General features: G+C 39.8%; 10 protein-coding genes. 4 read left to right on the top strand and 6 right to left on the bottom strand.

All coding sequences use genetic code 11. The features are described from left to right. Positions 1-2: 2 nt before the first annotated feature. From ACGLYD_RS03580 to gdhA, 3 genes are all read right to left on the bottom strand, one after another. On the bottom strand, positions 3-1,574 hold the full coding sequence (locus ACGLYD_RS03580) for a hypothetical protein (protein ID WP_399631402.1): 1,572 nt from the start codon (positions 1,572-1,574) through the stop codon (positions 3-5). A gap of 1,257 nt (positions 1,575-2,831) precedes the next feature. After that, positions 2,832-4,043: an argininosuccinate synthase gene (locus tag ACGLYD_RS03575; protein WP_156476149.1), complete on the bottom strand. Its 1,212-nt coding sequence runs from the start codon at positions 4,041-4,043 to the stop codon at positions 2,832-2,834. A gap of 168 nt (positions 4,044-4,211) precedes the next feature. Next, entirely contained in the window at positions 4,212-5,594 is a 1,383-nt protein-coding gene (gene gdhA, locus ACGLYD_RS03570) for an NADP-specific glutamate dehydrogenase (RefSeq protein ID WP_067207053.1), read from the bottom strand. Positions 5,595-5,918: 324 nt separating this feature from the next. Between gdhA and ACGLYD_RS03565 the strand changes: the two genes are divergently transcribed. Next, a complete protein-coding gene (locus ACGLYD_RS03565) occupies positions 5,919-6,059 on the top strand; it encodes a hypothetical protein (RefSeq protein WP_187047139.1) in 141 nt (46 codons plus the stop codon). 50 nt (positions 6,060-6,109) lie between these two features. On the opposite strand, the gene ACGLYD_RS03560 is transcribed toward ACGLYD_RS03565, so the two are convergent. After that, on the bottom strand, positions 6,110-7,396 hold the full coding sequence (locus tag ACGLYD_RS03560) for a LysM peptidoglycan-binding domain-containing protein (RefSeq protein ID WP_067213876.1): 1,287 nt from the start codon (positions 7,394-7,396) through the stop codon (positions 6,110-6,112). Positions 7,397-7,567: 171 nt separating this feature from the next. Here ACGLYD_RS03560 and ACGLYD_RS03555 point away from each other — a divergent pair, with 171 nt between their 5' ends. Then, the gene (locus ACGLYD_RS03555; protein ID WP_370569977.1) at positions 7,568-8,218 is read left to right on the top strand and encodes a spore coat protein; all 651 of its coding nucleotides are present in this window, start codon (positions 7,568-7,570) and stop codon (positions 8,216-8,218) included. An 81-nt stretch (positions 8,219-8,299) separates the two neighbouring features. Here ACGLYD_RS03555 and ACGLYD_RS03550 read toward each other — a convergent pair whose 3' ends face one another. Continuing rightward, positions 8,300-9,085, bottom strand: coding sequence for an MBL fold metallo-hydrolase (locus tag ACGLYD_RS03550; RefSeq protein ID WP_067207050.1), 786 nt, complete (start codon positions 9,083-9,085; stop codon positions 8,300-8,302). Between the two features lie 15 nt (positions 9,086-9,100). Continuing rightward, positions 9,101-10,009, bottom strand: a complete 909-nt coding sequence (locus ACGLYD_RS03545) for an RluA family pseudouridine synthase (protein WP_399631397.1) — start codon at positions 10,007-10,009, stop codon at positions 9,101-9,103. A gap of 115 nt (positions 10,010-10,124) precedes the next feature. On the opposite strand from ACGLYD_RS03545, the gene ACGLYD_RS03540 reads away from it, so the two are divergent. Continuing rightward, positions 10,125-10,784, top strand: coding sequence for an HAD-IB family hydrolase (locus ACGLYD_RS03540; protein WP_338653120.1), 660 nt, complete (start codon positions 10,125-10,127; stop codon positions 10,782-10,784). A gap of 1,115 nt (positions 10,785-11,899) precedes the next feature. Continuing rightward, positions 11,900-13,093: an NADP-dependent malic enzyme gene (locus ACGLYD_RS03535; RefSeq protein WP_067207040.1), complete on the top strand. Its 1,194-nt coding sequence runs from the start codon at positions 11,900-11,902 to the stop codon at positions 13,091-13,093. Positions 13,094-13,105: the final 12 nt, after the last annotated feature.

Raw genomic sequence — 13,105 nt, 5'->3', positions numbered from 1 at the left:
TCTTAAAACTCGCCTATTTCACCTTGTAAATCCTCCATAAATCCGAACATCCATTCTTGGACTTTCACCGTGATTTCTTCAGTGAATGCATCAAATTCATCCTTATTCATTTTACCAATATTCACTGTGCCCTCTGTTTCTACTGGCATATCTACTTTTTTCACAACTTTTCCTTGTTGCTTTAAAATGAGATTGAACATATCAGCGCCCATTGTTTCTTCACTGAAAGTAAATTCATGATTCGCTTTCATAGAATCGCTTTCGTGTGTAGCACTCCCTTTCCAGATAACGGCTGGATCGACATTTCCATCTGTAAAGCCAAACGAACGAGTAAATGTACGTTTCTTATCTTCCAGTTGTTCTTTTCCTTTATAGATGAACTTCATATCATCCATCGAAAATGTTATGGAATCAGTTGCCTTCTGATCTTTCCAACTTAAATCACCAATAATTTTCACAAAGTTTTCATCACCGAAGGAATCTTCTACCCCCATTGTGAAATCCCACTTTTGACTTGTTTTATCTAGCAATTGAGTTCCATTAATCATTAACGTATCGACATCCGTCTTATCTTCTCCAACACCCATTGCGAATTCACGTTTCACAATTTTGTTTGAATGGTGCCAGATTGTCGATTGCAGTCCGTTAGGAAGTTTAATAGCGTCCACACCTTCAATCGCTTCATCAAGCCCATTTTCAAAATCATCCATTATAGTTGCAAGTTCATTGTCGGAAGTATCCCCAGCAAATGAAGTAAGTGTCAATTGCTCTTTCAGTATAGCTTTAAGTTTTTCATCTGATTTCGCTTTTTTCAATAAATCTTTTAATAACGTTTTAACTTGTTGTTCTGTAAGATCCATCTTGGTTTTTTTAGTTTTTATTTTTTCATCAAACACTGTAAGTTCTTCTTTTGCGCTCGTAAATGCCTCTTCAGGAATCTCTTTAATGAGATACGTGATATATTCGTTTTCGACATATGTACGTGATTCTTCCGTCATCGAAAATCCACCTTCGAATAATTGGGATAGACCAAGATTTTCATTTCCTTCATAATCTGGATCCGTTTCTCTCATTAACTTCCCGAAATCCTTATCGTCGAAGCGAATTAGTTCATCCATGAATGGAAATGAAGCCACTAGTTTCTCAGTTGTCACAAAAACCGAACCGAAGTCCATGTTAACACTGCCTAGTTCTCCCCTAAGATCCACTTCGAGTTCTTTTTTGACCGGATCATAGACTTGTTTACTAGATATTTTAGCACTATTGACAATGCTTTGTACTTCCTGCATTTCATGGTCAACAGACGGATCATTCCATTCGCCGGAAAGATCAAAGTTCGTTTCAACTGGCTTTTCCTCTTGAACTTCCAACCATCTTAGTTCGTTCTTATAACGGTCTTCCAAAATAGTTCCCATTTGTTTAAACGTTTCTGCTTCTGCTAAAAAATATTGTACTTTAGGTGACTTATTCACCAAGAAAAATGCCGACACGCTACCGCCTACAATGACCAATCCAGTTAATAACATAATCATTAATAACTTGGGTGACTTTTTCTTCACAGCTTTCTCTTCCATACTATTCTCCTCCTAAATCCGAATCGTGAACTAGAAATGTTTTGCTAAAGTTGAAGTTTTTTCATATTCACATTTTTTCATACTATCACAGTCTATGTCTTTACTCAAAAATAAGTTGGAAGAATTCACCTTTTCAGAGCAATTGATGATATCCGACTAGTCCCCTCTCTACACCCAAAGAATCATACAGCTCAAAGAACCATCTACCTTTAAAAAGTAGATGGTTCTTTGAATGGATAGCACGTCTGTCATTAACCATTTGTTTGCATAAAATACTGGTGAGTAGGGCCTGGAAAAATCCATTTTCACTGGATCATTTCCGATCCGCTTTCGGCGAAATTATCACGACATATTTACCGTGAGGCGTATGCGCTTTACAAAGGTTTTTAGGAGGCCACTGAAAAAGTCCCAATACTTAGAACTAATTAGATTTCCCGCCAATACCGCTTGGACGCTTTGTGGATGCCTCCCGCGATAAGCCAGAAAGAAGACCGCTTTCAGTCTTATCGCTCCGGCTACCACGAAGTTGCGCCTTCGCTAGATGGTCTATGTGAGAAAGAGCATTTCATTATCTGTGATGAAATCTGCAACCTAGATTGCGTCTTTCTTGAATATAATTATATATGTTGAATCCGGTATATATACTGAGCGAAGGCGCCTTAACAGGGGTAGCCGAAGCCATAAGACTTGCGGCGAAGCTGCTCGGGAGGCATCCGCTAGCGCTGTAGCGGTTCAATGGGATTCATTTATATAGTATCAACTAGTAATCACCTTACAATCTCGACATATACATCTCAAAATCACATTTCTCTCGATAATGAACAACCTAGCGCAGGCGCGGCAAAGGGGTCGCCGAAGCTGTAAGACTGGATGCGAAGCGCTAATCCAGGCATACAGCCAGAGGCATCCCCAAAGCGCCAAGCGTTCTACAATCCACACCCCGAATAACACCTCTCTTATTATTGAGTGCCACGGCAGATTCAATGGGATTCTTTAATTCAACATATATAGAAAGTTTCAGCACTCTGTGTATTAATGCATTTGAAGCGCGACGGATGAAGGACCACCATACGATCACCGAAAAAATATGTAGGGATGCGACAAAGTCACATCCCTACATATTCAGACATCTCGGTAATCATATAGAAGTCATTCTATCCAAAGTAACTCAAAGTCAACTATACACATAGCTTCCAGTAGGTGATCATGTTACACACTGGTTACTTTGGTTAATCAACAGACGTGAATGGATAGTGCTTAATTTTTCACTGTTTGCTTCTTGTTTACCATGCTGTGAACTTCTGTAGGTAATCCCCAAAGCTTGATGAACCCAACCGCTGCAGATTGATCAAAGGAGTCATCAGACGTATACGTTGCAAGATTCATGTCATAAAGTGAATTAGCTGACTTTCTGCCTTCTACAATCGCATGCCCCTTGAACAACTTCACACGCACTGTTCCATTAACGTATTGCTGTGTTTCTTTGATGAACGCTTCTAATGCATCTCTCAGTGGTGAGAACCACAAGCCATTATAAATTAATTCACTCAACTTTTGTGAAATAATTGGTTTGAAATGAGCCAACTCTTTAACAAGTGTCAGATCTTCTAATTCCTTATGTGATTTCAACAATATAATTGCTCCTGGACATTCATACACTTCACGTGATTTGATCCCAACAAGACGGTTTTCTACATGGTCAATTCTTCCTACTCCGTGCTTTCCACCAATATCATTTAGTTTTAGAATCAGTTCACTGAGTGGATATTGCTGACCGTCAATACTGACAGGCACACCTTTTACAAAATCAATTTCAATAACATCTGACGTATCTGGTGCATTTTCAATTGAAACTGTAAGACCGAATGCATCTTCAGGTGGTGCTGCCCAAGGATCTTCCAAAATTCCACACTCATTAGCACGTCCCCATAAGTTTTGATCGACAGAATATGGGCTTTCTAAATCGATTGGAATCGGGATATTCTTCTCTTTTGCGTAAGCAATTTCTTCTTCACGCGACCAACTCCACTCACGGACAGGGGCAATAACTTCCAATGATGGATCCAATGCTTTAATTGCCACTTCGAAACGTACTTGGTCATTCCCTTTTCCAGTACAGCCGTGTGCAACTGCAGTAGCATTTTCTTTATGAGCCACTTCAACAAGTTTTTTCGAAATAAGCGGACGTGATAGTGCCGATACAAGTGGATATTTGTTTTCATAATAAGTTTGAGCTTGGAGTGAGAGCAACGCATACTCCTGTGCGAATTCCTCTTTCGCATCAATGACATAACTATTTACAGCTCCAACCTGCAACGCTTTCGCCTGGATGAAGTCCAAGTCTTTTCCTTCTCCGACATCAAGACAAACTGCAACTACATCATATCCTTGTTCTGTTAGCCACTGTACTGCCACAGATGTATCTAGTCCACCTGAATATGCTAAAACTACTTTTTTCTTACTCATAATTAAAATCCCCTTCCATTCATTCATCTAGTTGTATGTTTATGCAACACTTTGTATTTTTATAATAACATATTTTCAATTTTACACAATAGTTTTGTTGAAATTTTTCCGAAATAAAAAAGAGTACACAATTTTCAGCTTGTGTACTCTTTTTATGGGACTGTCATAAGCTTAACTAAGACCATGGGCTACCATTGCATCTGCTACTTTTAAAAATCCTGCAATATTCGCTCCGACTACGAGGTTACCGGGATGTCCATATGCTTCTGCCGCATCCAAACAGCTCGTATAGATATTTTTCATGACCGTCTGAAGTCTTTCATCAACCTCTTCAACTGTCCAAGAAAGACGCATACTATTTTGGGACATTTCCATCGCTGATACCGCAACACCACCTGCATTCGCAGCTTTTGCTGGACCGAATAAAGTTTTATGCTCGTGGAAAACTGCCATCGCTTCCAACGTACAAGGCATATTCGCACCTTCTCCGACTGCAATTACACCATTCGCAATCAGTATACGGGCAGCTATCTCATCAATTTCATTTTGCGTCGCACAAGGAAGTGCAATGTCACATGGAATTGACCAGATTGCAGAACAGTCCTCAAAATACTTTGCTTCCGGATGTTCTTTGACGTATTCCGAAATTCGTTTGTTCTCAACCTCTTTCAAACGCTTGATTGTATCTAGGTCGATTCCATTTTCATCATAAATATAACCGTCTGAATCACTACAAGCCAGTACAGTAGCGCCTAACTGCATTGCTTTTTCAATTGCATAAGTGGAAACGTTACCCGACCCTGAAACAACAACTTTTTTACCTTCAAAACTTAAACCTGCTTCTTTTAACATCTCTTCAACAAAGTAGACTGTTCCATACCCTGTCGCCTCTTTGCGACCAAGGCTACCACCATGTTTTGGATCTTTCCCAGTAAACACGCCTGCTTCATAACCGCCTTTCAAGCGATTATACTGACCAAACATATAACCTATTTCTCTCTTACCTACTCCAATATCACCTGCTGGAACGTCGGTATCAGGACCGATATATCTGCTCAACTCCGTGATGAAGCTTTGAGTGAAACGCATAATTTCACGGTCTGATTTCCCCTTCGGATCAAAGTCAGAACCACCTTTACCCGCACCAATTGGCTGGCCTGTTAACGCATTTTTAAATATCTGTTCAAATGCGAGAAACTTCATAATGCTGCTGTTTACAGAAGGATGGAATCGGATACCGCCTTTATACGGTCCGAGATCACTATTGAACTGGACACGAAAACCACGATTTACATGTACTTTACCTTGATCATCTTCCCATGCAACCCGAAAAATGATGATGCGTTCCGGTTCCGTAATACGCTCTAAAATGCCATTTGTTATATAATCGGGATGCTTGGAAAAGACAGGTCGAAGCGAATCGAAAATTTCTCTAGTTGCTTGTAAGAACTCTTTTTCATCTGGATTTCTTTTCTTGATCAATTCATAGACTTCATGGACGTAATCATTCGCTCTTTTTTTATTATCATTGTAAGTTTCATTCAACTTCGTCAATTTTCACTCATCCCTTTCTTGCTTTAAGTTAAAGGTGGAAGCTATTAAATCCCTACTTCCACTACTAAATGATAGTTCAAACTCATGTTACCATTTTTAGTATTATCGCTGAAAAAATGAATATATACAACTTTTTTCTAGTGTCGAATAAGTAATTATACAACATTATGTCCTATTTATGTATGGAAAATAAAATTATTTACTTTTTTCCGAAGAGAGAGTATTATTTAGTTATTCAAATAACGATTGATGAAGCATATACTTATCAGTGTAGCTGTCAATAGCTATTAGAAAATTACAACTAGGAGAAAGAAGGTTAGGACAATGAAATTTAAAAAGATTCTCCGTACATTTATCGGTGCGAACGTAATGCTATTAATGACTTTCGTTTTCCTACCTGTTTTACTTTTCAATCCGGATGTAGAGTTTCTGACGAGTTTCATCAATTATATCAATAAAGAGTAATTAATCTTAAAAAATGAACCGCGAGTGCTTAAGCACAGCGGTTCTTTTTTTTAAGTAATTTTTCGTATGGCGAAATTGTCTTCCAACAGCAACCAGTTTTGTGGAAAAGCTAAACCAAGTTTCCAATACATAATCCCGCGTAAGTTGAACTGTTTGATCAAGTCAAATTTAGCTTGAATACTACGTGCATCTTCAAACCAAACTACATGACGTACTCCTGTATCATCCGTGTACTCGAAATTGGGTGCCTGCGCTACATAGTCGTATTCGATATCAACTTCTCGATCTGTCGCAATCAAAATTGCCTGTTGAGGGCTTATCGCTCTGGCAGCAGATCCACCTTGACTCGGATATGGTGTAGACCAATCATAACCGTATAGATTTTGGCCCAAGAATATTTTCTCGCTCGGAATTTGACTGACAGCATACTCGACTACATTCCGAACAGGACCTATTGGACTGACAGCTTGCGGGTCGCTGTATGTGTAGCCCCACTCATACGTCATAAGAGAAACAAAGTCCACAATCTCTCCATGCGCACGATAGTCATGTGCCCCGTAAATCCCAGTTCTGACATCACTTGTCATGGGTGCAAGTGCGGTCGAAATTGTGAAACCGGCTTGATGGAATCGATCTCTTGCATTTCGCAGAAAACTATTATAAAGTTCACGATCTTCTGGATGTAATAACTCAAAATCAAAATGTATGTCCTTATAACCAATTTCATTAGCCACTTGAATGAGATTGCCGAACAACCGATTTTGTGCTGCCTGATCCGTAAATAATACATGAGCAAGATCTGCATTAAATGCAAAGTTCTCCAAATTACTTACTACAAGTGCATTCGCCGCCCCTGCAGCACTCGCTATATTCGGTATATCATCAATCGAAGGTGCTTTCAATGACCCATCCCGCTGCGCTTCGTAACTGAACATGGCTAAGTACGTTAGTGCATCGACTCTTTGTCTAACTTCATCAATCATTACTTCGGTTACTGGAGTCCTTGGCTCCACATAGAGTAATGACTCAGCCGTTTTTTTCGGTCGCGCTGGAATGTAAAGACGTTGTCCCACACGTAAGTTCTGGGATGGAGATAGTCGATTAATTGTTGCGAGCTCATTGACTGTCAAACCGTACATTTGTGCGATGACATAAAGCGACTGACCTGGCTGAACCCAGTGATAGCTGCCTGTAATTGGTATGACTAACGCTTGGCCTACAACGATACGTGATGGATCTGGTAGTTCATTTGCTTGTGCAATTTCTTGATAATTGATGCCATAAGCTTGGGCAATTCCATATAAACTTTGACCATTTTGAACCACATGAATCTGCATACCTATCATCTGCCTTTCATAAATAAAAATGTCCTCTACTCTAGACTATTTTAGTTAGAAGGAGATTATGCTTATATTGTTTTCATTTCACAATTTCCACGCATAGTTTTCACACGATCATCCATACTATGGTTGATGAAAATCAACAACCATAAAGGAGGAATTTATACAGTGACGCAAAATCCATTCGGTCAATCGAACGATCAAACTCACGAAAACATGCATACGGGAAGCGTTCCGCAACAGCTGAATCATGGTGGTCATGAATTATTTGACGTCCACGAGGCATTATCTGGGACTGTCGCATGTCTGAACCAAGCAATGCTATTACGAACACATGTGAAAGATCCCGAGTTACTTGACATTTTGGATCGCCAATACCGCTTTGCTTTAGATGAATATAACATTACAGTTGAATGTTTCAAAACTGGACAAAATCCATCACATCCTACAGGAAGGTATGAGATGAAACAAGGTAATGACTTCGTATATGGTATGAAACCGTCTCAACCGAAAAAACCGATGCAGTCCGTGGCAGACATATCGGATGAAATCATTTCAGGCTTTTTACTAGGCTCCGCAAAGGCTGGAGCATCGATGAAAACGATGGCTGCAACCGAAACATGTAACCCCGTTGTTCGTCGCGTACTTGCTGACTCTGTACCTAACTGCATAGAAATGGCTTATGAACTGGCGATTTACCAAAACAAACATCATTATTACCAAGTGCCACAGCTTGCCGCACAAGATATGCAACAATTATTGAATTCGTTCGCCTCTTCACAAGGTCAACCCGGAATGCCAAATAACACGCTTCAATAATCAAAAAAATCAGGTGCACACTAGAATTCTAGTATGCACCTGATTTTTTTATTAACACCCAATAATTGCAATGCCTGCAAGTCATTTTAAAATCGAGTTGACGATATGTTTTGGTGAATTTTCAAAGAAGGATAAGTAATGCATCGGATGACTTTTGGGAAATAGTTTTTTTCTTATTGCATGCGAAGTCATTCCTTGATTATTGAGCGATTGAACTTCTTGTTGTACGCCCTCCAAATAATCCAACTTTTTCTCAATCGCCTGTCTACCTCTAACTTTTACCCCTGCATGGGAGCAAATATACGTTTCAAAATCATACGTCAATATTTTCTTTAATGATGTAATAATTTCCGGAACAGATTCAAAGGCAAACAAACTTTTCGGAGTCGGTTGTATATACAGATCACCGCCAAACATCCAACCTTTTTCCTGATTAAACAACGCAACATGATCATGTGCGTGACCAGGTGTATGAATGACATCCCAATTGTAGTTATCTGTTGTAATCGTGTCATTCAATTCAATCGGTTGGAACGGTTCTCTATCTCCCCAAAAAACTTTACGATAAAAAGGCAACTTTGTACGATTTTCACAGTCTTTAATTCCCGATTCATGAATGTAAATCGGGAATTCCGTATTTTCTTGAAGCCAATATGCCAATCCCGTATGATCTTCGTGGTGGTGCGTTAAGATCACTTTAGTTATATCCCACTGCTCAAACAAAGGTATGAGTTTTGCTTTCATTTTAGCTGGTCCAGTATCAATTAATAACCCGTCTATCATAAAGACGGAAACAGTCAATTTTTGCTTACCAAATGAAAGAACCATCTCAGCTTGTTGTAAATCATCATAAGATATAATTTTCATGAACACACCAACCGATCATTTTGACTTCGAAATTAGTGAAGATGGCACATCCGCTTTGAAACGGACGAGTTCTCCAGTACGCGGATGTAAAAGTGCCAATGCCGTAGCATGAAGGCCGATCCGTTTAATCGGGTTAACGCTAGATCCGTACTTTTTATCACCAACAATTGGGTGACCAATGTCTTCCATATGAACGCGAATCTGATTTTTACGACCTGTTTCCAGTTGAACTTCAAGTAACGAGTAGTTACTATTCGACTGGAGCTTTTTGTAATGTGTTACAGCATGTTGCCCACCATTATCAGTTGGATTTGAGTATACTTTGAATGTTTTACTTTCCTTAAGCCATGATGAAATCGTACCTTCTTTTTTTCTAACAGCACCCTCAACAAGTGCCGTATACGTACGTTCTTTCACGACTTCATTCCACGCAGCTTGCAATCCATTTTTCACTTCTTCATTTTTCGCGAACAACATCACACCCGATGTATCTCTATCAAGGCGGTGAACGACATAAACTCGGTTTCTTGGATTGGTTTCTTTTACATAGTCCATTAGCTGTCTGTAAGCGGTCATGTCTTCCGGAATTTTAGAAGCGACTGATAGCAGACCTGCTTCTTTATTAATAACAATGATATCGTCATCTTCATGCAAGATAGTGACACCGACCAACGTCTCTTCTTTCATCGCCGCTCGATTTTTAAGGATTTCAACATGTTGTCCAGCCTGAAGTGGATGATTATGTTGCGTTACCATCTTGCCATTCACCGTGACCTGTCCACGTGTCAGTATAGATTTCACCGAGTTGCGGCTACTTTTAGACATCATTTCCAATAGAAAGGGTAATAACTCCATGGGTTCTTTCACTGTATAAACGGATGTATCTTCTTTTCTGCTTGCTGAATTCTTATGATTTTTTTTCATAATTAATAAACTCCTCGCTCTCACTTCTTATTATCCTCAAATTGCCTCTACATTACAAACGCTGTATGATAAAATCAAGGAATTAATTACAAATAGCAGGAAAAAGGGGATTTTTATGCGAGTTGCGATATTCGATTTTGATGGAACACTGTATTCAGATGAAACTTTTCAACTACTAATGAACCATTTAAGATACCACCCCGTCCATCATCCAAACTACAAACGATTTTATCGGGCCATCCTTCCACCTTATATCGGACACAAGTTAAAACTGGTTCCAGAAGCCAAGATGAAAGAACGTTCTATGCAAATCTACTTGAATGCGCTTGGGCAAATGTCCATTACAGAATTAGATGCCTATTTCGGGGAATTGACCGATCGGGTACGAGAAGGTTTTAATCCTGAAGTCATCACACGTTTAAAAGAGCATGCTGCTGAAAACATACATATAATGCTTGTTTCTGGTGCCTACACGTCCCTTTTGCAATCCGTCACAAAGGAGTTGCAGTTCGACACCATCATCGGTACCGAAATTCCTATGAAGGAGGGCAAAACCGATAAGCGGACGCCAATCTATCATATACAAGGTCCTCGAAAAAACGAGAAGATTCAAGAAGTACTACAAGGAAAAGAAATCGACTGGCAAAATAGTTTCGCCTACGGAGATAGTTTTTCCGATTTGTCTGTTCTAGAACTTGTCGGGAACCCAGTCGCCGTTCGACCTGAACCCCGCTTAAAAGCTATAGCTAAAGAACGTGAATGGGAAATAATTTGAGTAAGGAAAAGCGCAAGACGCCGTTTTAGCCCCGACAATTCTGAAGCGACTCGAGGGGCTGGCGTCTGAAGTCTAGACACCAATCCATGTAGATAAACTTATACTTTCTTACCTTGTATCAAAAGCGCGAAACACCTATTTTCTAAATAGGTTAAACAGATGACTGCTTACTTTTTTGATAAAACACTAGTTACTCTATGTACAGGTGCTTCGGATTGCATTGAACTGAACGACTACTATACAATCATCAGAATTTCTTGCTGCGTAGGATGCGACTTTGTCGCGTCCTACGCAGCTTTTTCGTTAATCAACAGACGTGATAATATGTATACTTTTCCTCCCTCTTCGCTCCATTTCTCACTTGATTGAAGTCTATATATGTTGAACAAATGAATACGGCGTATGCGCTTTACAAGGGCTTTTGGGAGGCCACTGAAAAAGCCCTTGTAATTGGAATGAATTAGAATTCCCCCTAATACCGCTTCGACGCTTTGTGGATGCCTCCCGCGATAAGCCAGAAAGAAGACCACTTTCAGTCTTATCGCTCCGGCTACCACGAAGACGCGCCTTCGCTAGATGGTCTATGTAAGAAAGCGCATTTCATTTTCAGGGATGAAATCTGCAACCTGGAGTGCATCTTTCTTGACTATAAGTAGTATCAACTAGTAATCACATTATAATCTCAGCATATACATCTCAAAATCACATTTCTCTCGGTAATGAACAACCTAGTGCAGGCGCGGCAAAGGGGTCGCCGAAGCCGTAAGACTGGATGCGAAGCGCTAATCCCGGCTTACGGCGGAAGGTATCCCTAAAGCACCAAGCGTTCTACAATCCACACCCCGAATTACAACTCTCTCATTATTGAGCACCACAGTAGATTCAATGGGAATCTTTAATTCAATATATATAGTGAATTTGTTATTTTGAGCGTATTACTGATTTTCATCAAAATAAAATATATTAATCTTAAACGTTGCAACAAAGCTAATGTAAGCGCTACATCTCCTTAATTATCTAACTGTGTTGAATTTTCTGACTTGTGTTTTTTTCGAGTTCATGGTAAAAATTTATAACAACAGTTAAAAAATACGAAGTGGAATGGGGTATATTTAATGACGAGTCGTTATCAATCTTCTTTAGAAATGCATCGTATTCATACAGGAAAAATGGAAACTGTATCGAAGGTCCCGCTTGAAAACAGTGTAGATCTCAGCCTAGCTTATTCTCCAGGAGTAGCAGATCCGTGTTTAGAAATCGCAAAAAACCCCTATGCGGTATACGACTATACAATCAAAGGGAATCTAGTGGCAGTAATTACAGATGGAACTGCCGTGTTAGGCTTAGGTGATATAGGACCCGAAGCAGCACTTCCGGTAATGGAAGGGAAAGCGATGCTGTTAAAGAGATACGCTAACATTGACTCGTTTCCAATCTGCCTAGGTACTAAAGATGTTGATATCATCGTTCAAACAATTAAAGCCATCAGCCCGACATTTGGCGGGATCAATTTGGAAGATATATCCGCCCCGCGCTGCTTTGAAATTGAAAAAAGATTACGTGAAGAGTGTGATATCCCTGTATTCCATGATGATCAGCATGGTACTGCAATCGTCGTTGGCGCAGGTTTATTAAATGCTCTAAAGGTAGTTAATAAAAGTATGGAGACAGTTAAAATAGTGATCAATGGTGCCGGTGCTGCAGGTATTGCAATAGTGAAACATCTCAAGAATATTGGATTTGAGCAGATTGTCATCTGTGATTCAAAAGGCATTATTTACAAAGGTCGCCCCAATGGCATGAATGCCACTAAAGATGAAATTGCTGAGATTACAAATCCTAACGACTTAACAGGCTCGTTACAAATTGCTATGACGGATGCTGACATATTCATAGGTGTTTCTGCTGCTAATTTATTGACGAAGGAACTTATCGACTCCATGAGCATCGACCCGATTGTCTTTGCTTTGGCCAATCCAGACCCTGAAATCGCGCCTGCTTTGGCAAAAGCATATGGAGTTCGCATCATAGCGACCGGCAGATCCGATTATCCAAATCAAGTGAACAATGTGCTCGCGTTTCCTGGTATTTTCCGAGGGGCACTGGATGTCCGGGCAACAGAAATAAATGAAAGTATGAAGCTGGCTGCGACTTATGCTATTGCATCATTGATCAATGAATCCGAGTTACGCGATGATTATATTGTTCCTGATCCTTTTGATGAAAGAGTTGTAAAAGCCGTTACACAGGCAGTCAGTAAAGCAGCAATTGAGTCGGGAGTATCTGCTCTTATGTGTGCTGTCCACTAATTATAGAACACT

Source organism: Sporosarcina sp. SG10008 (assembly GCF_044569405.1).
GTDB classification, from domain to species: Bacteria; Bacillota; Bacilli; order Bacillales_A; family Planococcaceae; genus Sporosarcina; species Sporosarcina psychrophila.
This window is presented reverse-complemented; position numbering and strand designations above follow the sequence as displayed.